This is a genomic window from Chloroflexota bacterium (assembly GCA_016219275.1).
Lineage (GTDB): Bacteria > Chloroflexota > Anaerolineae > UBA4142 > UBA4142 > JACRBM01.
This window is the reverse complement of the sequence record JACRBM010000054.1, coordinates 1-26,693: the sequence shown is the minus strand read 5'-3', so window position 1 is coordinate 26,693 and position 26,693 is coordinate 1. Positions and strand designations below refer to the sequence as shown.

At 56.2% G+C, this 26,693-nt stretch carries 28 protein-coding genes; all 28 read left to right on the top strand.

Annotated features, from left to right (window positions below):
* Positions 1–44 precede the first annotated feature (44 nt).
* The 28 genes from HY868_13930 to HY868_13795 all read left to right on the top strand — a co-directional run bounded on the left by HY868_13930 (position 45) and on the right by HY868_13795 (position 26,509).
* Entirely contained in the window at positions 45–1,028 is a 984-nt protein-coding gene (locus HY868_13930; GenBank protein MBI5303228.1) for an ABC transporter permease, read from the top strand.
* Positions 1,025–2,164 (top strand): ABC transporter permease, encoded by a 1,140-nt coding sequence (locus HY868_13925; GenBank protein ID MBI5303227.1) that lies wholly within the window; start codon positions 1,025–1,027, stop codon positions 2,162–2,164. Before HY868_13930 ends, HY868_13925 begins: the two co-directional genes overlap by 4 nt.
* A 113-nt stretch (positions 2,165–2,277) precedes the next feature.
* Positions 2,278–3,291, top strand: a complete 1,014-nt coding sequence (locus HY868_13920; protein ID MBI5303226.1) for an ABC transporter ATP-binding protein — start codon at positions 2,278–2,280, stop codon at positions 3,289–3,291.
* Positions 3,288–4,325, top strand: coding sequence for an ATP-binding cassette domain-containing protein (locus HY868_13915; protein ID MBI5303225.1), 1,038 nt, complete (start codon positions 3,288–3,290; stop codon positions 4,323–4,325). Before HY868_13920 ends, HY868_13915 begins: the two co-directional genes overlap by 4 nt.
* 2 nt (positions 4,326–4,327) lie before the next feature.
* The gene (locus tag HY868_13910) at positions 4,328–4,666 is read left to right on the top strand and encodes a cupin domain-containing protein (GenBank protein MBI5303224.1); all 339 of its coding nucleotides are present in this window, start codon (positions 4,328–4,330) and stop codon (positions 4,664–4,666) included.
* Between the two features lie 99 nt (positions 4,667–4,765).
* Positions 4,766–6,619, top strand: coding sequence for a heparinase II/III family protein (locus tag HY868_13905; GenBank protein ID MBI5303223.1), 1,854 nt, complete (start codon positions 4,766–4,768; stop codon positions 6,617–6,619).
* Positions 6,620–6,668: 49 nt separating this feature from the next.
* Positions 6,669–7,844 (top strand): PD40 domain-containing protein, encoded by a 1,176-nt coding sequence (locus HY868_13900; GenBank protein MBI5303222.1) that lies wholly within the window; start codon positions 6,669–6,671, stop codon positions 7,842–7,844.
* Positions 7,845–8,111: 267 nt separating this feature from the next.
* Positions 8,112–9,050 (top strand): aldo/keto reductase, encoded by a 939-nt coding sequence (locus tag HY868_13895; protein MBI5303221.1) that lies wholly within the window; start codon positions 8,112–8,114, stop codon positions 9,048–9,050.
* An 88-nt stretch (positions 9,051–9,138) separates the two neighbouring features.
* The gene (locus HY868_13890) at positions 9,139–9,810 is read left to right on the top strand and encodes an SRPBCC family protein (GenBank protein MBI5303220.1); all 672 of its coding nucleotides are present in this window, start codon (positions 9,139–9,141) and stop codon (positions 9,808–9,810) included.
* Between the two features lie 40 nt (positions 9,811–9,850).
* Positions 9,851–10,981 (top strand): hypothetical protein, encoded by a 1,131-nt coding sequence (locus HY868_13885; protein ID MBI5303219.1) that lies wholly within the window; start codon positions 9,851–9,853, stop codon positions 10,979–10,981.
* A gap of 125 nt (positions 10,982–11,106) precedes the next feature.
* Positions 11,107–13,191 carry an ABC transporter substrate-binding protein gene (locus HY868_13880; protein MBI5303218.1) on the top strand — a complete coding sequence of 695 codons (2,085 nt, stop codon included), beginning with the start codon at positions 11,107–11,109 and terminating at the stop codon, positions 13,189–13,191.
* A gap of 93 nt (positions 13,192–13,284) precedes the next feature.
* Positions 13,285–14,274, top strand: coding sequence for an ABC transporter permease (locus HY868_13875; protein MBI5303217.1), 990 nt, complete (start codon positions 13,285–13,287; stop codon positions 14,272–14,274).
* Between the two features lie 2 nt (positions 14,275–14,276).
* On the top strand, positions 14,277–15,449 hold the full coding sequence (locus HY868_13870) for an ABC transporter permease (protein MBI5303216.1): 1,173 nt from the start codon (positions 14,277–14,279) through the stop codon (positions 15,447–15,449).
* An 11-nt stretch (positions 15,450–15,460) separates the two neighbouring features.
* Entirely contained in the window at positions 15,461–16,498 is a 1,038-nt protein-coding gene (locus HY868_13865; GenBank protein MBI5303215.1) for an ABC transporter ATP-binding protein, read from the top strand.
* Positions 16,495–17,514 carry a dipeptide ABC transporter ATP-binding protein gene (locus HY868_13860; protein ID MBI5303214.1) on the top strand — a complete coding sequence of 340 codons (1,020 nt, stop codon included), beginning with the start codon at positions 16,495–16,497 and terminating at the stop codon, positions 17,512–17,514. The genes HY868_13865 and HY868_13860 overlap by 4 nt, the downstream gene beginning before the upstream one ends.
* A gap of 57 nt (positions 17,515–17,571) precedes the next feature.
* Positions 17,572–19,161, top strand: a complete 1,590-nt coding sequence (locus HY868_13855) for an acyl CoA:acetate/3-ketoacid CoA transferase (protein ID MBI5303213.1) — start codon at positions 17,572–17,574, stop codon at positions 19,159–19,161.
* A 79-nt stretch (positions 19,162–19,240) separates the two neighbouring features.
* Entirely contained in the window at positions 19,241–20,029 is a 789-nt protein-coding gene (locus HY868_13850) for an enoyl-CoA hydratase/isomerase family protein (GenBank protein ID MBI5303212.1), read from the top strand.
* Positions 20,026–20,520: a MaoC family dehydratase N-terminal domain-containing protein gene (locus tag HY868_13845; protein ID MBI5303211.1), complete on the top strand. Its 495-nt coding sequence runs from the start codon at positions 20,026–20,028 to the stop codon at positions 20,518–20,520. The genes HY868_13850 and HY868_13845 overlap by 4 nt, the downstream gene beginning before the upstream one ends.
* A gap of 98 nt (positions 20,521–20,618) precedes the next feature.
* Entirely contained in the window at positions 20,619–21,782 is a 1,164-nt protein-coding gene (locus tag HY868_13840; protein ID MBI5303210.1) for a DUF362 domain-containing protein, read from the top strand.
* Positions 21,783–21,840: 58 nt separating this feature from the next.
* The gene (locus HY868_13835; GenBank protein ID MBI5303209.1) at positions 21,841–22,272 is read left to right on the top strand and encodes a nucleoside 2-deoxyribosyltransferase; all 432 of its coding nucleotides are present in this window, start codon (positions 21,841–21,843) and stop codon (positions 22,270–22,272) included.
* A complete protein-coding gene (locus HY868_13830; protein MBI5303208.1) occupies positions 22,269–22,598 on the top strand; it encodes a cupin domain-containing protein in 330 nt (109 codons plus the stop codon). The genes HY868_13835 and HY868_13830 overlap by 4 nt, the downstream gene beginning before the upstream one ends.
* Positions 22,599–22,611: 13 nt before the next feature.
* Positions 22,612–22,953, top strand: coding sequence for a diguanylate cyclase (locus HY868_13825; protein MBI5303207.1), 342 nt, complete (start codon positions 22,612–22,614; stop codon positions 22,951–22,953).
* Positions 22,954–22,974: 21 nt separating this feature from the next.
* Positions 22,975–23,241, top strand: coding sequence for a hypothetical protein (locus HY868_13820; GenBank protein ID MBI5303206.1), 267 nt, complete (start codon positions 22,975–22,977; stop codon positions 23,239–23,241).
* Positions 23,242–23,337: 96 nt separating this feature from the next.
* The gene (locus tag HY868_13815; protein MBI5303205.1) at positions 23,338–23,586 is read left to right on the top strand and encodes a hypothetical protein; all 249 of its coding nucleotides are present in this window, start codon (positions 23,338–23,340) and stop codon (positions 23,584–23,586) included.
* Positions 23,583–24,383 carry a class I SAM-dependent methyltransferase gene (locus HY868_13810; protein ID MBI5303204.1) on the top strand — a complete coding sequence of 267 codons (801 nt, stop codon included), beginning with the start codon at positions 23,583–23,585 and terminating at the stop codon, positions 24,381–24,383. Before HY868_13815 ends, HY868_13810 begins: the two co-directional genes overlap by 4 nt.
* 12 nt (positions 24,384–24,395) lie before the next feature.
* On the top strand, positions 24,396–24,809 hold the full coding sequence (locus HY868_13805; protein ID MBI5303203.1) for a hypothetical protein: 414 nt from the start codon (positions 24,396–24,398) through the stop codon (positions 24,807–24,809).
* The gene (locus HY868_13800) at positions 24,787–25,566 is read left to right on the top strand and encodes a glucosamine-6-phosphate deaminase (GenBank protein MBI5303202.1); all 780 of its coding nucleotides are present in this window, start codon (positions 24,787–24,789) and stop codon (positions 25,564–25,566) included. The genes HY868_13805 and HY868_13800 overlap by 23 nt, the downstream gene beginning before the upstream one ends.
* A 100-nt stretch (positions 25,567–25,666) precedes the next feature.
* On the top strand, positions 25,667–26,509 hold the full coding sequence (locus HY868_13795) for an SDR family oxidoreductase (GenBank protein MBI5303201.1): 843 nt from the start codon (positions 25,667–25,669) through the stop codon (positions 26,507–26,509).
* Positions 26,510–26,693: the final 184 nt, after the last annotated feature.

Here is a 26,693-nt window from a genome sequence, read left to right as displayed (position 1 = left end):
TAGGTAGGGGCGGTGTCACCCCGCCCCTACTCCAGGAGCTCGCTATGGTAACCTACATCATCCGGCGCTTGTTAGCGATGATCCCGACTTTGTTTCTCGTCTCGTTGTGCGCGTTTATCATCATCCGATTGCCGCCCGGCGATTTTATGGATCGGTTCGCCGCCAATGTCGGCACGAGCGGTTCGAGTTTGGATCAAGCCACCATCGAGAATTTGCGGCATCAATATGGACTCGATCAACCCGCGTATCTGCAATACGTGACCTGGATCGCCGGTTTTACGCATGGTGACTTTGGCTATTCGCTTCAATACAAACGACCGGTGGGTGAATTGATTTGGGACTATATGGGATGGACGCTCTTGATCACCATGATCGGGCTTGCGTTCACGTGGATTATCGCCATTCCGATTGGGATTTATTCTGCCACGCATCAGTACTCCAAGGGCGACATTACGTTCTCCTTCCTGGGTTTCCTGGGTTTATCCATCCCCGACTTTGCGCTCGCCTTGTTGTATCTCGCAATCGGTATTTTCGCTTTCAACGCCTCGGTCACCGGTCTGTTTTCGAGCGGCATGGAGAAAGCGCCGTGGTCAATTGAAAAAGTCCTCGATCTGCTCAATCATCTCATCTGGCCCTCGCTGATGCTCGGCGCGGCAGGTATGGCACAGTTGATTCGCATCATGCGCGGTAGTCTGCTCGATGTCCTGGGTCAGCAGTACATCACGACCGCGCGCGCCAAAGGGTTGAAAGAGAACGTCGTCGTCAACAAGTATGCCGTGCGCGTGGCGATCAATCCGCTCATTAGTGTGATGGGGATGCAGTTGCCGGAGTTGTTCAACGGCGCGACGACGCTGGGCATCGTCCTTACCTTGCCAACCATCGGACGCATTCTCCTTGACGCGTTGTTGAGCATGGATATGTATCTCGCCGGAACGATCTTGCTCTTTTTAGCATTCTTACTCATGGTGGGCAACCTGCTGGCAGATATTGCCTTGGCGTGGGTTGACCCAAGGATCAGATTAGAATGAGTGCAGTTCAACCACAACAATATCAAGTCGCCACGGACGTCCTGGCGAAACGGGCTGAAGAAGAATCGCGTTTTGCTCTTTCGCAATGGCAGTTGATGTGGCGCAAGTTCGTGCGTTCGCGCGCGGCGACGGTCGGCGGCAGCGTGGTCGTGCTGTCGTACGTGATGGCGATCTTTGCCGGTTTCCTTGCGCCATACGGCGGCGATCAACGTTTCACGACCTATCTCTTCGCTCCGCCCCAGGGTTTGCACTGGGATCTCGAACATGGTTTGTACATTCATGGCTTGACTGCCAAGCGCGATCCCGAAACATTGGCGATGGTCTTTGGCACGGACACGAGCCGCATCATCCCGGTTCAGTTCTTTGTCCACGATCAACCCTACAAACTTTTCGGATTCATTGAGACGGATGTCCACCTTTACGGAGTTGCCGACAAAGACATTGGTATCTTTCTGTTGGGGAGTGATCGCCAGGGACGCGATATGGTCTCGCGGCTCGTGATCGGCAGCCAGATTTCGCTGACGATTGGTTTAGTCGGCGTCTTTCTCAGTCTGCTCTTGGGTTCTGTGCTCGGCGTAGTGTCGGGTTACTTTGGCGGCTGGGTTGACAACATTATGCAGCGCACCATCGAAGTGATTCGCTCTTTCCCCACGATCCCGTTGTGGATGGCGTTATCTGCCGCGCTTCCGCAGCACTGGACGTCGGAGCAACAATATTTCGGGATCACGATCATTCTGTCCTTCGTCGGCTGGACGTGGTTGGCGCGACAGTTGCGCGGCAAGGTGCTGGCAGTGCGCGAAGAGGAATTCGTTCTCGCCGCTCAACTCTCCGGCGCGAGTGATCGCTGGGTCATCTTTCGTCACCTGATTCCAGCCGTGTTCGGGCACATCATCGTGATTGCAACGCTCGTCATGCCGCGTATGATTATCGCCGAATCCACCCTCTCGTTCTTTGGCATTGGTTTGCGCCCGCCGACGATCAGTTGGGGTGTGTTGTTGCAAGAAGCGCAGAACTTGCACACGATTCGTCAAGCGCCCTGGCTGTTGTCTCCCGTACTTTTTATCGCGGTGGCGGTACTGGCGCTCAACTTTTTCGGCGATGGTTTGCGCGACGCCGCGGACCCGTATGCTCGCTAATGGCAAATGGCGGATAGCGAATAGCGAATAGTGAATGGCGAATCGCGGATAGCGAATAGCAAATCCAATACGCAATTTGCCATTAGCCATCTGCCATCTGCCAACAGGATGTGATGATGACGACGAAAAATGCCAAGAATCTGATCGAGATCAAGAATCTCAAAACCTACTTTGATACGTTGGATGGTACCGTGCGCGCTGTGGATGGTGTTTCGCTGACCATCGCGCCGCGCGAAACCCTGGGCTTGGTGGGCGAATCGGGGTGCGGCAAATCGGTCACCGCGTATTCCATCTTGCGCCTCCTCCCACCCAAGTACTCGCGGATTGTCGAGGGCGAAATTCTGTATCATCGCATTAACGGCGAAAAAATAGATCTCGCGCAAGTTGATCCACGCGGCGACGAAATTCGCAGCATTCGCGGCAATGACATCGCGATGATTTTTCAAGAGCCGATGACGTCGCTTTCGCCGGTGCATACCGTCGGCAGCCAGATCATGGAAGCGATCGAATTGCACCAGCAGGTTACCAAAGCCGAAGCGAAAGAACGCACGATCGCGATGTTGCGTCAGGTCGGCATCGCGATGCCGGAACAACGCTTTCACGATTTCCCCCACCAATTTTCCGGCGGCATGCGCCAGCGCGCGATGATCGCGATGGCGTTATCTTGCAATCCCGCGCTGTTGATTGCGGACGAACCGACGACCGCGCTCGACGTGACGATTCAAGCGCAAATTCTCGAAACGATGAAAGCGTTGCAAGAGCAATTCCAGATGGCGATCTTGATCATTACGCACAATCTCGGCGTGGTCGCGGAAATGGCGAATCGCGTCGCGGTGATGTACATGGGCAAGATCGTGGAAACCGGCACGGCGCGCGCGATTTACCACGATCCGCGACATCCTTACACGGTGGGCTTGATGCAGTCCGTGCCGAAAATGGGGCGCGGCATCAAGGAACGTCTCGTGCCGATTGCCGGCAGCGTGCCCGATCCGTTTTCGATTCCCCAGGGTTGCGCGTTCTTCCCGCGGTGTGCGGCGCAAAAGAAAACCGCGTGCCAGGGTCCGGCGGATGTGCCTTTGACTGAAGTCAAGCCCGGACATTGGGTGCGTTGCACCTTGTATCAATGAAATATGAGGCGAGATGCGTGAACACTAATCCAGTTCTCCTCGATGTCAAAAATCTCAAAAAATATTTTCCGATCCAAAAAGGTTTGCTCAAACGCGTGGTCGGTCATGTTCGCGCGGTGGATGATGTTAGTTTCTTCATTCGTCAAGGTGAAACGCTCGGACTGGTCGGCGAATCGGGGTGCGGCAAGACGACGACGGGACGCGTGATCCTGCGCGCGATGGATCCGACCGCAGGTGAGGTGTGGTATCGGCGCGATGACACGCTGGTCGAACTGTCCAAGGTGCCGCGCGGCGAAATGAAACCGTTTCGCCGCGAGATGCAAATCATTTTCCAGGATCCGTTCTCGTCGCTCGATCCGCGCATGACGGTGATGGAAATTGTCGCCGAGCCGTTGATGATTCATGGAGTCGCCAAGGGCGATGAGTTAAAAGCGCGCGTGCGCGAATTGCTCGAATGTGTGGGGATGCGCGTCCAGCACATGAATCGCTATCCGTACGCCTTCTCCGGCGGACAGCGCCAACGCATCGGCGTGGCGCGCGCGCTCGCGCTCAACCCCAAGTTCATCGTGTGCGACGAACCGGTCAGCGCGTTGGATGTTTCGATTCAAGCCCAGGTCGTCAACTTGTTGCGCGATCTGCAAAAGTCGCTCGGCTTGACGTATCTTTTCATCTCGCACGATCTCTCGGTCGTCGAGCATATCAGCGACCGCGTCGCGGTCATGTATCTCGGCGGCATCGTCGAGCTTGCGCCAGCGGAAGAGTTGTACGCCAAGCCGTACCATCCGTACACCGAAGCGTTGCTCTCTGCCGTACCGAGTTCGGACCCAGACCGACAGATCAAGCGACTCTTGTTGCCGGGCGATGTGCCGAATCCGGCGAATCCGCCTTCAGGTTGCAAATTTCATCCGCGTTGCCGGTACGCCAAAGATATTTGCCGCGCGCAAATACCCGAGTGGCGCGAACTCTCGCACGATCACTGGGTTGCGTGTCATCTCGCCGACCAGCTCAAACTAGCCGGCATGGCGGAGAATTGAAAATGCTCACGACCATTCATGCAACTGATGCGCCGGCGGTGAAAACGCCGGATGGCGCGGAACGCCGCGTGCTCGCGTTCGGCGATGGCTTGATGCTTGTGCAATTCAATTTCGATGCGGGTGTCGCATCGTGGCTACACAGTCATCCGCATGAGCAAGTTGGTTACGTCGTCGCCGGCGAAATTGATTTTATCGTGGAAGGTGAGCCGCCCGTGCGTTTGCGCGCCGGGGGCAGTTACTATGTTCCGTCGAATGTCAAACACAATATCGTGACGTATGCTCCGACGGTTCTGATTGATGCGTTCGCGCCGGCGCGCCAAGATTTTTTAGCGAACCACTAGGCGCGCAACGGCGATTATTTGCGCTGGGACGCAGGGGCATTATTTGCGCCTGCGTCTCGATGTCTTGACGCCGTAAATCCAAAACTGATTAGGGAAGCCATGCCGACCAAACTTGAAACGCTACTGGAAATCAACGCGCCAACCGAAGACCTGATTAGTCGGATCCGACAATCGCCTGCGCGCGCATCTATGTTGGAAATGATTCGCCGCGCCGCGCCGGATCTCAAGGCGATTCCGCAAACTCCGTACACACTGTACCGCGAATTTGAATACACCGGAATGCGCGACGGTTATCAACAACCGTACTATCTCAAACGCTCGCTGCTGACGCGCGCCGTCGTCGAAATGATGCTGGGTGATGATTCGATGCGCGACCACGTGCACGATTTGCTCTGGAGCATTTGCGAAGAAACGACCTGGCTTTTGCCGGCGCATGAAGAACAGGGTCCTGACTTTTGGGAATTGCATCCCTCGCCGCGTGCCCAGTCCTGGGGCGCGCACACGATGCTCACGCGCGAACCGGATTCGATTGACCTGTTCGCCGCCGAGACCGGCGCGAGTCTTGCCGAAACGATTCACTGGCTCGGCGACCGGCTCGCGCCCGAAGTGGTGCAGCGCGTTCGACAACAGGTCGAGCGCCACATTTTCAAACCGTACCTCGCGTACGCGCGCAAACATTGGTGGTACAAAGGCGCGCTCAATTGGAACGGCGTTTGCAATGGCGCGATTGGACTCGCGTTTCTCCGGCTCGAACGCGATCCGCGTACGCTCGCCGAAGCGTTATCGCTTGTCCTGGAAGGATTCGAAGCGTACATCGCGACCGGCTTTGAACCCGACGGCGGCTCGATTGAAGGCATCTCGTACTGGAATTACGGTTTGATGTACTATGTCACGCTCGCCGAATTGTTGCGCGAGAGAACGAACGGCAAACTCGATCTGCTCGCCGCGCCGCGCTTGCGCGATATCGCGCGTTATCCGCTAGGCATGGCATTGTCGCGCGGCGTGTTCGTCAACTTTGGCGACGCGGTCGAAGAAGCCGCGCTTGCGCCCGGTATCGTCCAGCGTATTGCCGAACGAACTGGCGTGAATGATTTGCGCGCGTTGGTGCTCGACCCCGATCACTTGGAGGCAAGTAGTGGTTCAACGGCGAAGCTCGCGATTGTCTTGCGCGACATGGCGTGGTGGGATGGCGCGCCGCCACCGATACCAGCATCGGCGCGACAGGATTTCTTTTTGCCAGATTGCGCGATTGCCAAACTGACCGGGCAAACATCAACGAGCAAGCCGGTTGCGCTCGTCGCCAAAGCCGGGCATAACGACGGGCATCACAGTCACACCGATGTCGGTCATTTCATTTTGCACGTGGATGGCGAGAGTTTGTTGTGCGACCCAGGACGCGGACTGTACAGTCGCGAGTATTTTCGCCAACCCCGCTACGAGAATATGTTTTGCAATTCAATCGGTCACAGTGTGCCGCGCCTCGGCGGACAGTTGCAGATGCCCGGTCCCGAGTTTGGCGGGCATAAACAATTTCATGGCGAGATCATCGCGCACGGCGAACAAGCCGGCGCGAAATTCGTCGTGATCGAAATGCAAAACGCGTACGATGTGTCGGGACTCACTCTGGTGCGGCGCACGTTGCGTTTGACACCGGGAACCGGCGAAACTTCATTAGAAGATGTATTTGAATTCCAGGGCACACCGCTCGCCATCGAAGAAGCATTCGTCACCTGGTTTTCCGTGCAAGCCGAAGGCGCGACCGCGCGTATCGTCGGACAACACTCGGCGCTTGCGCTCTCCATCGAAGAGCCGCGCGGCGCGACGTTTCGCGCGACGCGGTTGGAACAAGCGTGTCGCGAAAATCACCGGCAAGGTGTGCTAACGCGGTTGTCCATCGAACTGCCCAACAGCGCAACGCGTTTTCGAATGCGACTCGTACCGCAGTCTGTTTGAATCGTAGGGCAAGTTTCCAACTTGCCTATTCAGGAGAGAGACAAGGAACATGATCGGCGACAAGTGGAAATCGGAGATTCGTGAATTCAACGATGCCAAGACCGGGCGCGTCGTTCAGCAATTGACGACGACCGGCAATAATGTACATTTGTACTTTACCGAAAACTCGTTCGATACGCACAAGAACGAAATCATCTTTCGATCCGATCGCGCGTCCGGCGAAAATCGCGCGCCGCACGAAAACCCGCTTTACAACCTGTTTCGCATGGATCTCGACAGCGGCATCATCGAACAGTTGACCGACGAATCAGAGACGGTGGACGCGTCGGGGAACGTAACCAAAACGCCGGACAGCCAGCTCGTCGTTTACCACACCGGCAAGAAATTCAAATTGCTTGATACGACGACCGGGAAAATCTCGGTGATCTATGCCGAGACCGGCAATTTCACGATTCGCGCGCCATCCATCGCGCAGAATCGGCGTTACATCGCGTTCGCCCGTAATGAAGATGTGCGAGTCCCGCGTGGTCCGAATTATTCCGGTTTCAAAGAAAGTTTCTATCGCATCAAGGATGGTCGCATCACGTTGGCGTATCTCGACGGCTCTGGTTGGTTCGACGTGTTCAAGGATACGCACTGGACGGCGCATTTCCAATTTTGTCCCGACGACAGCACGCTGGGTTCGTTCTGTCACGAAGGTCCCTGGAACTTGGTGACGCAACGCATCTGGTTTTTAGATTTTGTCTCGCGCGAGGCGCGACCTTGCTTTCGCCAGGACGAGCAAGATTCGGTGGGGCACGAATTCTGGACCCAGGATGGCTATCTCTTTTTCGACAATCGCGGACCGGGGCACGATGGCACGATTACCTCGGATCGGACGCAAGCGGTCGCGACGAATGTGTCGGTGAATCAGAACGCGATGATTCCGTTCGTCGGCTTGGCAGATCGTCACGGCAATGTCGTCAAGCGAATGGATATGCCGTTCTACTGCAATCACTATCACGCGAATCCGGACAATACGATTCTAGTCGGCGATGATGTGGACGATTTGGTGTTGATTGACATTTCCGGCAAGGAGGCGAAATTACAAGTATTGTGCAATCACCAAACGTCGTGGCATACACAGAGCGCGCATTGTCACCCAACGTGGAGCTGGGATGGCAAGCAAATTCTCTACGCGTCCGATCTGGGCGGGCGAGTGAATTTGTATTTGGTGAAACCGTAGCGCGGCAGATCCATGACCAAATCTGCCAAATGTGCCAAACATGCCAAACACGCCAAATGGTTCTCTGAAAATCTTCGCGATCAATGCAATTGTTGCAAGGTAATTCTATAATTCGATATTTCAAACGTAGGGCAAATTTCCAATTTGCCTGGCTTTCCTAGCCAACACGGGCAATTTGGAAAATTGCCCTACATCAAAGGAGTTAATTTGGAGTACCGCCTTTTGGGACGAACTGGTGTGCGAGTCTCGTCGTTGTGTTTGGGCACGATGAACTTTGGCACACCGACGAATGAAGCCGATGCGATAGAGATTACGCACGCCGCGCTCGATGCTGGAATCAATTTCGTTGATACGTCCGACACGTACAACATTGGCGTGAGCGAGACGATTGTCGGCAAGGCGTTGGCGGGACGACGGAGCAAGGTGATTCTCGCGACCAAGGTTCACGGCAAGGTAGGCGATGATGTGAACGATCAAGGCGATTCACGTCGTCATATCATCCAGGGTTGCGAGGATTCGTTGCGCCGTTTGAACACGGACTATATTGATCTGTATCAGATTCATCGTCCCAGTATGGAAATTCCGATTGACGAAACGCTCGGCGCGTTGACGGATTTGGTGCGCGCGGGCAAGGTGCGTTACATCGGTTGCTCGAACTATGCCGCGTGGATGTTGATGGAAGCCCTGGGAGTGAGTGAGCGATATGGCTGGGCGCGCTATATTAGCGCGCAGCCGCCGTACAATTTGCTCGACCGGCGAATCGAACAGGAATTGGTACCGCTGGCAGAGCGTTACAATGTCGCGATTTTACCCTGGGGTCCGATGGGGCAGGGCATCTTGACCGGGCGTTATTCGACGAACGGCGACATTCCCGGCGATTCGCGCGCGGCGCGACAAATAGCGAGCGCGTTCACGCAACGGATTACCCCTCTCGCACTCCAAGCCGCCCAGGATTTTATTGAGCGCGCGCGTGAATTCGGCAAGTCGCCGTCGCAACTCGCGTTGTTGTGGTGCAAAGACCAACCCGGCGTCACCGCGCCGATCATGGGACCGCGCACGCTCGCGCAACTGCGCGAATTGTTGCCCGTGCTCGACATGTCGTTGAGTCCCGCCGAGCGTCAGGCGTGTGATGCGATCAATCCGCCTGGGAATGCGCTCACCGATTTTCACAACAGTTCTGGTTGGACGAAAGGTTCGGTGAGCTAACGGTTGTGTGGACGGCTCGTCCGCACGGGCGGGCAGTCTCCGCCGCCACATTACGCGCGACAACCTTTGTCAAGCGACTGGAAGTAGCATGTCCAAACTCAAATCGTTCACAATCCTGGGTGCGCTCGCCGGCACACTGACGATTGCAGTCTATGTGAAACGCGTTCGCCCGTGGTCGTTACGCTGGGGCGCGCGGCGTTCTGAAATAAAGCGCGTGTATCCGGGCGACGAACTTGTGCCGCATCCCAGGTTGAACGCGACGCGCGCGATCACAATTCACGCGCCGGTCGAAACCGTATGGCAGTGGCTCGTCCAGATTGGACAGGGACGCGGTGGGTTTTACACGTACGACTGGATCGAGAACCTGATGGGACTCGACATGCGTAGCGCGGATCACATCGTCCCAGAGTGGCAGACCCTCATGGTAGGCGATATTGTGCCGCTCGCGCCGGGCGGTTTTGGAATACCGGTCGCGATTCGCGAACCGAACCGCGCGTTCGTCTTGTTCGGCGACTCACGCGAGGACGCGGCGATGAAAGAGATGACCGCCGCGGGAAATTTCTTTACCGCGTTGTGGGGCTGGCATCTCGTCGCGCTCGACGATCACACGACGCGCTTGATCGAACGATGGTGCGCGGACTGGAATCCGAGTTTGTTTAACACGATTTTTATGCGCGCCTTCCTTGAACCGGGCGCATTTATCATGTCGCGCGGTATGATGCTCGGCATCAAAGCGCGCGCGGAGAAAACAGATCGCTAACGCGAACGCGATAGTGACCGGAATAGAATTCGAGGGAACGATGGCAAATAAAACATTCGACTATTTAAGCAAAGACGCGCAAGCGTTACCCGTTACGCCGCTCGAGCCGCGCGATTTTGATTTTGCGCGGTACGAGGATCACGCGCGCGCGGCGGACGAACGCTACGCCGCGTTCATGCGCCAGCCCGACGGCATCGCGGTGTGGCAACGTGTGCGCGTCGCCGACGTGTTTCGCGATGGCTGTCGCGATATGCGCGCGTCGCTCCATTGGCAACTCGGCGCGTTACAGAAATCGCTCGACTATTTCACCGACGCGCCGACGTACCTCGAACCATGGTACGGGATCGGCATCACCGCGTCTGCGTTCGGCGGCGAGTACATTTGGCTCGAAGGGCAAGCGCCCGCGATGCACGGCGAGTACAAATCGGTGGATGAATTTGTTGACCTGACGCCGCGCGAATTCGATCAAGCGCCAATTTTACGGCATACGCTCAAGATGATCGAGTACTTTCTCGAAGAGACGCACGGGCGTGTGCCGATGTCGTGGTCGGACTTGCAGAGTTCGCTCAACGTGGCAACCGAATTGGTGGACACCGGCAGCTTTTTCACCGGGATGCTTGAATCGCCGGACAAGGTGCGCGAGATTCTGAGCGCGGTGAGCGACGCGATGATCGCGTTCACGCAAAAGCAGAGCGCGTTGATCGGCGATGCGCTTGCGCGACCGGGACACGGGTTTGCGAGTTCGCGTCTGGGCACTGGAATCGGCGTGAGTTGCGATAATCTCGTGATGGTGTCGCCGCGCATGTACGATTCGGTGTGCAATCCGTTCGACGCGCGCATCGGCGCGGCGTTCGGCGGATTCGCGATTCACTCGTGCGGCGATTGGTCGCGGTGGATCGAAGCCGTTAAGAAAAATCCGCAACTGAAAATGGTGGACGGCGCGTTCAGTCCGCAGACCGACCCAGGTTATAACGACGGGCGCGTCTTTCGCGATGGGTTTGTCAATTCGGGCGTGATCGTCCACGCGCGGATGGTTGGCGATCCGGACGACGTGCTCGCGCGCGTCAAGGAAATGTGGGCTCCCGGTTTGAAATTAATTATCGTGACGTACGTGGACGATCCGCTCGCACAGCGCCAACTCTATCACGAGCTCCACGCCTTGTGCGCCTAACGTTTAGAAAAGCGAAGGGAGGTGATCGTATCGGTGGCTAGCACAATTCTCTCGATTCGCATCGTGAGGCAACGCCTCACCAATTCAATCAGCGACTACGCTGAGTCTCAATGAGGAGGATGAAGATGAAAATGCAAATTGCGCGACGAGTGTTGTTTTGGATCGGTCTGGGTGTGCTCTTGGCGCTCGTGGTAGCATGTTCTGCGCCTGCCCCGACAACCGCGCCGGCGACACCTGTACCGCCGACCAAAGCGCCCGTGCCCACGCAAGCGCCCGCGCCGACGAGCGCGCCTGCGGCGACTGCCGCGCCGACCAAAGCGGCAGAGCCGACCAAGCCCGCCGCCACCACTGCACCCGCCGCCAAGTACAAAGAATCGCCATTGCTGGCAGATCAGGTCAAAGCCGGAAAACTTGCCGCCGTTGATCAACGTCTGCCTGACAACCCGCTTGTGATCGCTGGCGAAACTGCCGGCGCGTACGGCGGGGTTCTGCGCCGCGGCTTTACTGGACCGTCGGATGCGAACCATTACTACCGCTTGGTCAACGATGGGTTAGTCCGCTACAATGTGGAAGCTTCCAAGATCGAGCCGAAGATCGCCGAGAGTGTCGAGTCCTCGGCTGATTTCAAAACCTGGACCGTCAAACTCCGTAAAGGCGCCAAGTGGTCGAATGGCGATCCGTTCACCGCGGATGACATCATGTTTTGGTACAACGACGTTATGCTGAACAAAGACCTGATGCCAGCGGTGCCGTTCTGGATGCGGAACAAGGACGGGTCGGCGGGTAAGGTCGAAAAAGTTGACGAGGTCACCCTCAAGTGGACGTTTGCCGAAGCGCATACGCTCTTCTTGAGCGATCTCGCCGGTCAGGATGGCGGAGACCGCTCGTACGCCGTTCACCTGCCCTCCAAATACTTGAAGCAATTCCATGCGACCTATGCCAAGAAGGACGACCTCGACAAGATGGTCGCCGACGCCAAGTTCAAGACCTGGGGCGAACTGTTCGCCTCGCGGAATGCCCCGCCCGAAAATCCGGATCGCCCGACGATGTCGCCGTGGACGCCTGCCTCACGCGTCAGCGATCAGGTTTTCTCGTTGAAACGTAATCCGTACTTTGTCGGCGTGGACAAGGAAGGCAACCAACTTCCGTACATGGATGAAATTCGCCTCACCTTCTTCGCCGATACGCAGGCGCTGAACCTTGCCGCTATCGCCGGTGAATTCGATCAGCAGGATCGCCACATGAACATCATGAACTATCCGATCCTGAAAGAGAACGAACAAAAGGGCAAGTACAAGATCCTCACGTGGCCCACCATGGGCGGCTCTGATGCGGCGATCATGTTCAATCAGACCCACCAGAAGGACCCGGATATCGCCAAGCTGATCCAGAACAAGAATTTCCGCATCGCGCTCTCCTACGCGATTGATCGCAAGCAGATTCAAGAGTCTGCCTTCCTCGGCTTGGGCGAGATTCGCCAGCCCGTTGCTCCGCCGTGGGTGCCGTTCTATCCCGGCGACGCCGTCGCGAAAAAGTACACTGAATTCAAGACGGACGAAGCGAACAAGTTGCTCGACAGTATCGGAATGGACAAGAAGGACTCGGAGGGTTTCCGCTACTATCCCGGCACGACCAAACGCGCATTGATCGAACTCTCCTGGGTCAATGCCTTCGGTCCGTGGGGCGATGTGGCGCAGATCGTCAGCCGAAACTGGGAGAAAGTCGGCATCAAGACGAATGCCGTGGAACGCCAACGCGCACTTCACTTCCAAATGCGCGATGCCAACGAACTGCAAGCCGAACTGTGGCAAGAAGATTCGGGTGCGTTCCCCTTCTCCGTCACAACCAAGTATGATCCCCGCAACATTGGTGGTGGCGTTGGCTTGACCCTCGCGCCGCTTGTCGGCAAGTGGTATTCGACCGCCGGCAAGGAAGGCGTTGAACCGAGCGCCGATCTCAAGAAGGTCGTCGAACTGCTTGACAAAGCCAAAGTTTCTGGCGAAGCTGATCGTGTCGCGATTGCCAAGGAACTGTATGGCGTCTGGGTAGACAACATGTTCGAGATCGGATTGGTTGGTCTCACACCAATGGTGCAAGGTGTCGTCGTTGTCAACAACAATCTCATGAACGTGCCCAAGTTGGCTGGCAATGATTGGCCCCCCCGCTCTCCCGGCAATGCACGTCCAGAAACGTGGTACTATAAAAAGTAAGATGTAGATAGGCAATCAAGGAAACAAGTAGACAGGTTACTTGTGACCTGTCTACTTGTCTACCTGTCTACGTGTTTAACCCAGGGGTTAGTTATGCTCCGATTTATTATTCAACGCTTATTGCTGCTCCCGGTTTTGCTGATTCTTTTTTCGATAATCGTCTTTGCCCTGGTCCAGGCACCACCAGGTGATTATTTGACCAGTTATATGGCAACGCTGGCTTCGTCTGGATCGTCGCTGGATGCCTCGCAGGTCGAAGCGCTCAAGCACCAGTGGGGACTTGACGAACCGTTCCACATCCAATATTTGCGCTGGATGGAAAATCTCTTTCACGGCGACCTGGGGTTGTCGCTAGAGTACCAACGTCCGAATATCGAGTTGCTCGGCGAACGGTTGGTGCTTACACTCGCGCTCGCGCTCTTGTCGTTTGCGGTCACGTGGATTGTGGCGATTCCGGCAGGCATCATCACAGCGACGCATCCCCATTCGGTCGTTGACTATGTATTCACGGCGCTGAATTATGTTGGCGTCGCAATCCCCAACTTTATGCTCGCGCTCGTGTTGATGTGGGTCACATACGCTTATTTCGGCTTTAGTGTCACGGGCTTGTTTTCTGCCGAGTTCGTGGACGTGCCATGGAGTTGGGAGCGTGTGGTTGACCTGGCAAAGCACATCTGGTTGCCGGTGGTGATCCTGGGCGTCGCTGGGACCGCCCGCTTGACGCGGGTGATGCGCGCGAATTTGCTCGATGAGCTGACCAAGCCCTACGTCGTCACCGCGCGCGCCAAGGGGATGTCGGAGTGGCAACTGGTGATGAAGTACCCGGTGCGCCTCGCCTTGAATCCGCTCATCAGCACGATTGGCTGGTACCTGCCGCAATTATTCTCCGGTAGTCTCATCGTCGCCACCGTGATGAGTTTGCAGAACATCGGTCCCCTGCTTTTGCGCGCGCTGGTAAGCGAAGATATGTACCTCGCCGGCAGTATCCTGCTGATCTACTGCTTGCTGGCAATCGTCGGCACGCTGATTTCCGATATTTTGCTCGCGATGCTCGACCCGCGCATTCGGATGGGGGAGGCGTAAACATGGACGCTCAAGTCAAGACGCCTGAACCACAAGTACCAAGCGAAGCCGCGGAGATAGGCGCACTCCCGTTCGCCGCCGCTGCTGAGGCGCGTGTATCGGTTGCGTCGAATTGGACGCTAATTTGGTGGCGCTTTAAAAAGCATCGCTTGGCATTGTTCTGTGCGGGATTGCTGATTGCTTTTTACATCGTCGTCTTGTTCCCGGATTTCTTTGCGACTCTGGATCCAGAACAAACCGAGGCGCGACTCGGGTTCATCCCCGCCCAAAGTGTCCACCTGTTTGACGGTTGGAATTTCAGCCCCTGGTCGCCCGCCGTCGTTGGTAAACGAAATCCGGTTACGTTGAGGATGGAATGGCAAGTGGACACGAGCCAGAAAATCCCGGTCCGCTTTTTTGTGAAAGGATTTCCGTACAAGATCTTTGGTATCATTCCGGCGGATGTTCATCTCGTGGGTCCCGCGTCCGACGACCCGAACACACGGCTGAATATCCTTGGCACGGATCGCCTCGGGCGCGATCAATGGTCGCGCTTGATGTACGCCACGCGCATTTCGATGACGATTGGAATGATCGCCGTCGCCTTGAGTGTCATCTTCGGCGTTCTGCTCGGCGGCATTTCCGGCTATTTCGGCGGTTGGATTGATTTGTTGATCCAACGCCTGATCGAATTGCTTCAATCGCTGCCGACCATTCCGGTTTGGCTCGCCCTCACCGCGGCATTGCCACGGGATTGGCGTCCCGAGCAAGTCTTTTTCGCGATTACGATCATTCTATCGCTTCTCGGTTGGACGACGCTGGCGCGTGAAGTCCGCGGGCGCTTTTTATCTCTGCGCGAAGAAGATTTCGTGCTCGCGGCGGAACTTGCCGGGTGTAGTCGTCTGCGGATCATTACGCGGCACATGGTGCCGACGTTTATGAGTCACATTATCGCGACGAGTACACTGGCGATCCCGGTGATGATTATTAACGAGACATCGCTGAGTTTTCTTGGCTTGGGGATGCGCCCGCCGGCAATCAGTTGGGGTGTGCTGCTGCAAGAAGCGCAGAATCTCCAATCCATCGCGCTGGCGTCGTGGTTGCTTTTCCCGGTTGTCGTGGTCGTCGTCGCGGTGCTCGCGTTTAACTTGGTCGGTGACGGACTGCGCGATGCCGCCGATCCGTATAGTCACTAGAGGATGCGCCGATGAATAACTCAACTCAACCTTTACTTTCGGTGCGCGACCTCCAGGTGCACTTTTTTATGGACGAAGGCGTCGTCAAGGCAGTTGATGGTGTGACGTTTCAAGTCCACGCCGGTCAGGTTTTCGGTATTGTGGGTGAAAGCGGTTGCGGCAAAAGCGTGACGATGAAAGCGGTGTTGCGCATCGTCGAGCCGCCGGGCAAAATCGTCAATGGTGAAATCTTGTTGCGGCGCGCGTCCAAACACGATGGATCGCGTGACGAAGTGATTGACTTGGCTAAATTCGAACCGAATGGCAAAGCGATGCGTTCGATTCGCGGCGCGGAAATCGCGCTGATCCCGCAAGAACCGATGGCGGCGTTCAGCCCGGTGCATACGGTTGGCGACCAAATCATCGAAGCGATTGTGCTGCATCAGGCGGTCAATCACCGCGAGGCGCGCAAGATCGCCTTGCAGATGTTCAAAGATGTCGGCATTCCCATGCCGGAACAGCGGCTCGACGAATATTCGTGGCAACTCAGCGGCGGCTTGCGCCAACGCGCGATCATCGCGATGGCGCTCTCGTGCAATCCGCGTTTGCTCATCGCCGACGAACCGACGACGGCGGTGGATGTGACGACGCAGGCGCAGGTACTGCGTCTTCTGCGCCGACTTCAACAGGATCGCAACGCCGCAATTATTTTCATTACGCATGATCTCGGCGTGATTGCACAGACGGCGAGTTACGTGATGGTGATGTACCTGGGATTGGTGATGGAGGAGGGACCCGTGGATGACATTTTTCACGCGCCCAAGCATCCATACACCCAGGCGCTCTTGCGCTCGATTCCAACGATCAACATGACGCCGCGCGTGATCCTGCCGACGATCAGCGGCTCGATTCCGCATCCATTCAACAAACCGCGCGGGTGCCCGTTCCATCCGCGCTGCCCCAAATTTATGCAAGGGAAATGCGACGTGCGCACGCCGATGTTGCAGCCGATCGGAGATAATCAGTTGGTCAGTTGTTTCTTGTATCACGACGCGGAGGTGGCAGCATGACAAACGCAAATCCAACCCCGCTCCTCGAAGTGAAGAATCTCAAAAAGTATTTTCCGATTCGCAAAGGATTTTTTCGCAAGACGGTTGGCAATGTCCGTGCGGTAGACGATGTAAGTTTCTTTGTCAACGAAGGTGAAACGCTCGGTCTGGTCGGCGAAAGTGGTTGCGGCAAGACCACGACTTCGCGGTGCATTTTGCGCGCGCTGGTTCCCACCAGCGGAGAAATGATCTTTCGCGCGCAAGACGGCAACGCGGTTGACTTGGCGAAATTGAATCGCCGCGAACTGCGACCACTACGTCCGCAAATGCAGATGATTTTCCAAGACCCGTACGGGTCGCTCAATCCGCGCATGACGCTGTTCGACATCGTGGGCGAACCGATGTTGGTCAACGGAGTACCGAATCGCAAAGAGCGCGTCGAACGTGTCGCCGAATTGCTGCGTCTGGTCGGCTTGCGACCGGAGTACATGCAACGTTATCCGCACGCGTTCAGCGGCGGTCAGCGTCAGCGTATCGGCATCGCGCGCGCGTTGTCGGTGAATCCGCGGCTCGTCGTCGCGGACGAACCGGTTTCCGCGCTTGACGTTTCGGTGCAGGCGCAGATTTTGAACTTGTTGCTTGATCTGCAAAAGCGGTTGAATCTCACGTACTTGTTCGTCGCGCATAACTTGAGCGTTGTCAAACACATCTGCGACCGCGTCGCGGTGATGTACGTCGGCAAGTTGGTCGAGATGGCGCCGACGAACGAATTGTATCGCGCGCCCAAGCATCCGTACACCGCGGCGTTAATGTCCGCTGTGCCGGTCGCCGACCCGCGCATCAAAACGGGGAACGTCGAACTCAAAGGCGAGGTGCCCAGTCCGGCGAATCCGCCATCGGGCTGTTATTTTCATCCACGCTGCGAGTACGCCGTGGACCAGTGTCGCCAGGACGCGCCGGTGTTCCGCGAAATCAAACCGAATCACTTTGTCGCGTGCCACCGCGCAGATGAGTTGCAACTGCCGGGGATTGCCTAAGATAAAACGACCTGATTGGGTAACTTTGGAGTCCAATACTTTTTGTAGAAGGAAGTAATGTCTCGCGTTCAAATCATTTCCGCTGAACAGGCGGCAACGTTGATTCCCAACGATTCTATTGTTGCAATCAGTTCATCGTCCGGCTTGCACTGCCCCGACGCGATTCTTAACGCGATTGGCGAACGATTCGTACAAACCGGCGAGCCGAATAATCTCACAACCTTTCATCCGATTGCATCCGGCGATATGTACGGTATCGCCGGGATTGACCATCTTGCCAAACCTGGGTTGCTCAAGCGCGCGATTGCGGGATCGTACCCCAGCGGTCCATCTTCGCTGCCTTCGCCGAAAATTTGGCAGATGATCAACGCGAACCAGGTCGAAGCGTACAACTTTCCAAGCGGTATTCTGTTTCACATGCTGCGCGAAGCTGCGGCGAAACGCCCCGGCGTCTTGACCCAGGTCGGACTCGACACGTTTATTGATCCGCGTCGTCACGGCGGTCGGATGAACGCTTGCACGCCGCCAGACATTGTGCGCGTCGTCGAATTCGATGGGCAAGAGTGGCTCTACTTCAAAGCGATGCAGCCGGATGTCGCGATTATTCGCGGCACAACGGCGGACGAGTTCGGCAATATCTCGATGGAGCACGAAGGCGCGTATCTGGGTGCGTACGATGTCGCGCTCGCGGCGCGCAATCATCACGGTGTCGTCATCGCGCAAGTCAAGCGGTTGACGACCGCCGGCGCGTTGCATCCGCAAGCGGTGCGCGTGCCCGGCATTCTCGTGGATTACGTTGTCGTTGTGCCCGACCAATGGCAGACGACGCAAACGCCGTACGATCCCGCGATTAGCGGCGAAACGCGGCGACCGCTCACCGAATTTCAACCGCTCCCGTTCGACACAGACAAAATCATCGCGCGGCGCGCGGCGATGACGTTGCGCGAGTATGAAGCGGTGAACCTGGGTTTCGGAATTTCCGCGCTCGTGCCGGAGATTTTGCTCGAAGAAGGTTTGCATGGTCAAGTGACCTGGGTCATCGAGCAAGGCGCGGTCGGCGGATTGCCGCTCACCGGTTTTCCGTTCGGTTGCGCGGTCAACGCCGAAGCGATTGTCGCGTCGCCCGATCAGTTCACGTACTTTCACGGCGCGGGCTTTGATCGTAGTCTCTTGTCATTCATGCAAGTGGACCGTGACGGCAACGTGAATGTCTCGCGTCTCGCCGCGCGTCCGCATGTCACCGCCGGCGCGGGTGGATTCATTGACATCACCGCGCACGGTCGGCGCTTGGTGTTCAGCGGCTATTTCACCGCGGGCGGTCTCGACCTTGCGATTGAAAACGGCGCGTTGCGAATTGTGAAAGAGGGCAAGGCGCGCAAGTTCACGCCCCAGGTCGAACACGTCACGTTCAGCGGTCGCCGCGCGCGCGAACAAGGACAAGACGTGACATACATCACCGAGCGTTGCGTGATGCGACTCGAACCTGAAGGGCTTACTGTTATCGAAATCGCGCCGGGCATCCATCTCGAACGCGATGTGCTCGCTCAATCCGATATTCCACTGCGCGTTAGTCCGGAGTTGCGAACGATGGACGCGCGATTGTTCCGACCTGAGCGAATGGGCTTGGTGTTGGCGGATAGCAGATAGCGAATAGCGAATAGCGAATTGCGAATAGCTATCCGCCATCTGCCATCCGCTATTCGCTATCTGCGGTCAGGAAAACAAAATGACTGATGTCCAAGTCCTTTTCCAAATCCAAGATTCCATCGCGACGATCACGCTGAATCGTCCCGACAAGTTGAACGCGATTTCGCTGGCGATGCTCGAGCAACTCGAAGCGAGCGTCGCCGCGCTCGAAAAGAATCGCGATGTGCGCGCGGTGATTATCAACGGCGCAGGCGAACGCGCATTCAGCGTTGGCGCGGACATCAAAGAGTGGGAGCAGGTCATCGCGGATGATCCCATCGCGATGTGGCGCGCGTGGGATCGTCCGGGGCATCGCGTATTTGATCGGCTCGCGCGTTTGCACCTGCCGACGATTGCCGCGATCAACGGTTTCGCGTTCGGCGGCGGACTCGAACTGGCGCTCGCGGCAGATTTGCGAATCGCGTCCGACACTGCCGAGTTTGCGTTTCCCGAAGCCAAGATCGGCACTCAACCGGGATGGGCAGGTTCGCAACGATTGCCCGCGCTCATCGGCGTCGCGCGCGCCAAGCAAATGATTTTCACCGGTGCGCGCGTCAAATCCGATGTCGCCGTGTTGTGGGGCTTGGTCAATGAGGTTGCGCATCACGATCAGGCGATGAATCGCGCGCGCGAGATCGCCAATCAAATTGCATCGAACGCGCCGCTCGCAGTGCAATTCGCCAAGGCGATCATTGATGCGGGCGCAGGGCAGGGTGTTGAGATCGCGCTCGAAGGACTAGCCGCCGCGCTTGGCGCGACGACCCAGGATGGCAAAGAGGGACCGGCGTCGTTCCGCGAAAAACGCGCGCCAAAATTTATCGGACGATGACCGCCGCAAAATTTTCGGCGGTCTGCGGTCAGCCGTCGGCGGTCAATTCGATAGAGGAAAGTGTGAACGAATTCCCAGTTCAGATCGGCAACGAGACCACATTTTCAAAAACAGTTTCAGAATCGGATGTCTATTTGTTCGCCGGCATCACCGGCGATCTGTCGCCGAATCACGTCAATGAAGAAGCGATGCGCGGCACGCAATACGGTCGCCGCATCGCGCACGGCGCGTTGCTCGTCGGCTACATGTCGAATTGCTCGACCGCATTGTGCGCACGGCTCGATACGCCGGGCGAAACGGCGGTGTCGCTCGGCTATGATCGCATCCGCTTTATCGCGCCGGTGTTTATCGGCGACACGATCACGGTCACGTATCGCGTTACGGAGATTGATGCGGTCAAGCGCCAATCGAAAGCGGACGTGCGCGTGACCGCGCGCGGCGAGTTGTGCGCGGTGGCAACCCACATCTTGCGCTGGGTGCCGAATCGTTAGCGCCTTGCCTGTGAAGTGTTTTCAGAAAAAGCGAAAAAATTGGACGCGGATAAACGCGGATGAACGCAGATCAAAATATTTGGAAAGGATGTTTCGCAATGCCAAGTCAAGTCTATTTTGGATCGGCGCGGCAGACGCGACTCGAAGCGAAGGAAACGCTACCAGCGAAACTTGATTTGATTCTCGAACGCTTGCGTCTGCGCGAACGCGTCAAAGATGAAATCGTCGCGCTCAAAATGCACACCGGCAACAACATCGGCTATTCGACCGTGCATCCGGTTTTCGTGCGTAAAGTCGTGCAGGCGATCAAGGATGGCGGCGGCAAGCCGTTCATCACCGATGTGAGCTGGGACGTGCGCGGCGCGGAAACGCGCGGCTATACTGCCGAATCGGTCGGCTGTCCGATTTATCCATCCGCCGGGGTGGATGAAAAATACTTTTACGCGCACGCGCGACCGTACAAAAATATCCAACAGTGGAAAGTCGCCGGCATGATTCAGGATGCGACCTTCCTCGTGAATCTATCGCATGCCAAAGGGCATCCCTCGTGCAGTTACGGCGGCGCGTTCAAAAACCTCGCGCTCGGGTGCATGATCGGCGAGACGCGCAGCGCGATGCACGACGCGATGCACTATGATCGCTACTGGTTCGCGGACAAGTGCCCCGATGAAGAATCGCGCAAGCGCATCGTCGCCGCGTGCCCGCACGCGGCGATTGTCGAGGACAAGGATCATCCCGGCGATTTGCATTTGCACATGGAGCAATGCAATCAATGCGGGCGCTGCCTCCAGGTCGCGCCGCCGGGCAGTCTATACCTTAACGCGGTGAACTTTCACACTTTTCAGGAAGCGTGCGCGAACAGCGCGGACATCGCGCTCTCGACATTCAAGCCGGGCAAAGTCACACATATCGTTCTCGCTACGCACATGACACCCGTGTGCGATTGTTTCGGATTCACGAGCATGCCGATTTTGCCGGACGTGGGCGTGTTCGGCTCGGATGATATTGTTGCGCTCGACCAAGCCGTACTCGACGCGATGGCGCAGACGCGCCTCATCGAAGAAAATATCCCGACCTCGATGGAGGTGCACACGCGCGAAGGACATCCGTTGCGTTGGCTGCACGGACCACACAAAGATCCGTACGTCGTTACGCGCGTCGGCGAAGTGTTGGGGCTAGGTTCGCGCGAGTATGAACTCGTGGATGTGTTGCCGGTCGAACAATTCGTGCGTCCATCGGTTGCATACATCCCGGCGCAGTGAAACAGTCCAACCTTGCGAGGGCGCTTGCGCGAAATCTTTGCAAGGTTGAGCCAAGACCATGAATATTTTTCTTTCGATCAAGTATCACGCCGATCAATCGAATCGCGCGCACATCGAAAAGATTCTCGCCGCACTCGAATGCGATGGCAATTCGGCGACCTGCATCGTGCGCGATGTCGAGGCGTGGGGCGCACACACGTTTGACGCGCGCGAGTTGATGCGACGCACGTTCGAAGCGATTGACGCGAGCGATGTGGTGGTTGTGGATTTAGCGGAAAAGGGTGTAGGCGTCGGTATCGAAGCGGGGTACGCGTTTGCCAAGAAAATTCCGATTGTCGTCATTGCGCCGCGCGGTGCGGATGTTTCGGAAACGTTACGCGGTATCGCGCAGCGCGTCATCGAGTACGATGTACTTGTAGGGCAAGTTTCCAACTTGCCCATCGCAAATTGGAAGTTTGCGCCACATTTTCAGGAGGAGTTGAATCTGTGAGCAAATTATTCGACGAGTCAACACTTGAATGGCAACCGGTGCGACCCGATGTGGCGAATGGCGTGTTTGGCAAAATATTGCAGGATGGAAAAATCAAAGTGGTGTTGACACGTGTTGCGCCCGGCGGTAAATTCAATTCGCATCGCGATGCGTACGCGCACCTGTTTTACTTTCTGAGCGGTCAAGGTATGGTGCGCGTCGGCGATCAGCAATCAGCCGCGCACGCCGGTGTGGTCGTGCGCGTCGAAGCGGGCGAGGAGCACGCGTACGAAAATACCGGCATGGAAGATTTGATGTTACTGTCGCTCAATTTACCGGCATCCTAAACGAGGACTCGACATGACGAAAAATTCCTGGGTAGACGAATTTCCCGGCGCAATCACGGTGTCGGATCGCGACGGCGTGATTCTCGAAATGAACGCCAAGTCGGCGCAAACCTTCGCGGCGGACGGTGGCGGAAAACTGATTGGCACGAACATGTTGCTGTGCCATCCCGAACCGGCGCGGACGAAACTGCAAAATTTACTCGACTCGCCGCGCGCGAATGTGTACACGATTGAAAAGAACGGCGTCAAGAAATTGATCTACCAAACGCCGTGGTATCAAGACGGCAAGTGCATGGGCTTGGTCGAGTTGGCGCTGGAGATTCCATTCGATCTGCCGCACTTTGTCCGGCAATAGAGTGGGTGGAATGATTTTGAGATGACGAATTTACCCACTTTGCGCGTCGTCGCCGATAGCATCTCGATGCACTATGGTCCGTACTTGCAAACGATGCTCGCGGGCGTGATGCTGTACAGCCGCAAGACGGGCGACGGGGTCAATATGGAAACGGCGAACGGCGGCGATTCGTCCCAGGTTGTCGCCTACCTGTGGCAATTGCGCGAGCAACGCGCCCAATTCGACTACTTGATGGTGAATTGCGGTTTGCACGATATTCGACGCGATGTGAACACGCGCGCGTTTTAGGTTCCGCTCGACCAGTACGCGGCAAACCTGGGAACGATCATTGCTCTCGCGCGCGACATCGCGCCGAATCTGATTTGGGTGCGGACGACGCCGGTCGTGGATGAAATACACAACTCGCGCGAGTCCAGTTTTCATCGTTACGCCGCCGATGTCGCGAGTTACAACGCGCAAGCCGATGCCATCATGCGCGCGAACGATATACCGATGATTGATCTGTTCACGTTCACGCGCAACCTTGGCGAAGGCGTCTATTTCGATCATGTGCATTACACGGATACAGTGCGGATACAACAAGCCGCGTTTGTTGCCGGCGCGCTAGTCCAAATCATTCGAGGTGTTGAGTGACAGATTCGGTTTTTGGAAAAACGATTAATTCGCCGGGAGATCTCAAGTACGGAAATTGGATTCGCAAAAAAGTTCTTGTCGTGCTGAGTCTCGGTGTGGTTGGTTTTGGCATTTTGGCAGTCTTGCCATTGCCTCCGATTTTTCGCGTGATCGCCGGAATTTTTTGTGCGATCCTGTTCGTCAGCTTTCTGTATCCACTCTATGCTTACTATTTATTCTCACCAAAAGGCGGAAACCTGCAAGACAAATTTTACAATTTGATCATCGCCAGTTTGGGCGATCAGGTGAAAGGCAGTGCGCTGGATATCGGTAGTGGGAATGGCGTTCTTGCCGTTCGACTTGCGCAGCGACATCCGGTTCAAGTGGTGGGGATGGATTATTGGGGTAAGAACTGGGAGTATTCGCGAACGATTTGCGAAGAGAATGCGCGGATTGGTGGAGTGTCCGCGCGTGTTCATTTTAGCAAGGGCGATGCCGCGTCGCTCGATTTTGCGGATGGCTCGTTTGATGCCGTCGTGAGCAATCTCACGTTCCACGAAGTCAAATCCGCGCGCCAGAAAACGGATGTGGTGCGCGAGGCGTTGCGTGTTCTCAAGCCGAGTGGGATGTTTGCATTTGTGGATTATTTTTACGACAGCCAATACTATGGCGACATTTCAGAGTTTCAAAATTTTCTTCAACACTTGGATCTAGCAAGGGCGCAAGTCAAACCGCTGAGAGAGGTAATGCCGATCCCGCGTGTATTGTTGCATCCCAAGATATTGGGCAAAGTTGGAATTGTGTATGGTGCAAAATAGTGGTAATGCTAGATGGATTTGACGAATCCAGTTATGCAGCTTTGTATCGAAGGGTCGCGCGCTGAATTTGAAGGAAGGCGTGACGATGCTCGTCGTCTTTTCGAGCGCGCGTGGGAAATATCCCAGGATGACTATGAGGCGTGCATCGCCGCGCACTATGTTGCGCGATTCCAGGTGCGCCCCGAAGACATGCTGGCGTGGAACCAAGAAGTATTGAGACGCGCAGACGCGGTTGGAGATGATCGCGTAACAGATTTTTATCCTTCGCTCTATGTGAACCTGGGGTACGCGTATGAGCAACTAGGTGACTCGGTCCAGGCAAGGCGATCCTATGAACTGGCGGCTGAGTTGGGCATTGTTCATCAGCCGGGCGGGAAGGGTAGACGGGATAAGGAGATGACGGATGACAAGTCAACCTGTTCGTGAAACGGTGGTTGACCAATTACGCGTCAGTGTGTTTCAATCGAATGCCGAGATGGGCGCCGCCGCGGCGGTCGCCGCCACCGAAATTATTACGCGCGCACTGGGTGAACGCGGCGAGGCGAACGTGATTCTCGCGACCGGCAATTCGCAATTGTCGTTTCTCGCGGCGTTGCGCGGAACGCAAGGGATGGATTGGAGCAAGGTCAATGTGTTTCACATGGACGAGTACATCGGCATTGATCCGAATCACCCGGCAAGTTTCCCCAACTTTTTACGGAAGAATTTTTTGAGCGTTGTTAAAGTGAAAAGATTCTTCCCGGTTTCAGCGCACGTGGGCGGCATCGAAGAAGCGATGTCCGAGTACGCGCGTTGGCTCCATGCCAACCCGGCAGATTTGTGTGTCCTGGGGTACGGCGAGAATGGTCATCTCGCGTTCAACGATCCGCCGTACGCGGATTTCAACGATCCCGTCTGGGTCAAGGTTGTGAAACTCGATGTCGTGTCGCGCAAGCAGCAAGTCGCCGAAGGACACTTTGATTTGCTCGACGAGGTGCCGACGCACGCGGTTACGCTGACGATTCCCGCGTTGCTCGCGGCGAAACGCGTGCTCGCGCTCGTGCCGGAGAAACGCAAAGCGAACGCGGTTAAGCGCGCGCTCACCGGCGCGATCAGCGAAGATTGCCCCGGCTCGATTTTGCGTCGCGCGCCACACGCTCATTTGTTTCTCGATGTGGACTCGGCTGGAACCAGTGTTCAGTGAACAGTATTCAGTATTCAGTATTCAGTATTCAGTATTCAGTCTTCAGTCGAACTGAAGACTGAAGACTGAAAACTAAAAATCTTACAAGGGGATTATTCAAATGAACCTACAAGACCTTACTAAAATGTACGATTTTTCCGGCAAGACGGTTGCCGTCACCGGCGGCGCGGGAATTTTGTGCAGCGAGATGGCGGTGGCGCTCGTCGGCTGCAAAGCGAACGTCGCGATTTTGGATCTTTCGCCCGAACTGGGGCGGAAACTAGTCCAACGCATCGAGCAAATTGGCGGCGACATCGGTCGTGCGGTGTACGTTCCAGTCAATGTGCTGGAGCGCAAGTCGTTGCAGCAGGCGAACGAAGCCATCCACAAGGAATTTGGGCGACTCGACATGCTCGTCAATGGCGCGGGCGGCAACAAGCCGACGGCGACGACGAGCAAGGAGTTGTCGTTCTTTGATTTGCCGGACGACGCGCTCAAATTTGTGTTCGATCTCAACATCATCGGCACGATTTTGCCGTCCCAGGTTTTCGGCAAATCGCTCGCGGAACAAAAAGAAGGCGTCATCCTCAACGTCTCTTCGATGAACGCACTTCGCCCACTCACGCGCGTACTCGCGTACTCGGCGGCGAAAGCGGGCGTCAGCAACTTTACACAATGGCTTGCCGTGCACATGGCGCAAGAGTACTCGCCAAACATTCGCGTCAACGCGATTGCGCCCGGCTTTTTCCTCACCGAGCAAAATCGTTACCTGCTCACCGAGAAAGAAACCGGCGCGCTGACCGAACGCGGACAAGCGATCATCGCGCACACGCCGATGGCGCGCTTTGGCACGCCGGAAGATTTGCTCGGCGCGGTATTGTGGTTGCTCTCGCCCGCGTCCGCGTTCGTGTCCGGCACGGTCATTCCGATTGACGGCGCGTTCAGCGCCTTTAGCGGAGTGTAATTTTTCATCCACGAAGGACACGAAGGACACGAAGATAAAAAATTCGTAACTACTCAGCCAACCCACATTTACGCCGATGAAAAAACAAATTTATCCGCGAATAACGCGAATTGCGCGAATAAGAAGAAAAAATTAGCGAAGATTCGCGTAATTCGCGGATAAAGGAACGATGGCTGAGTAGTTA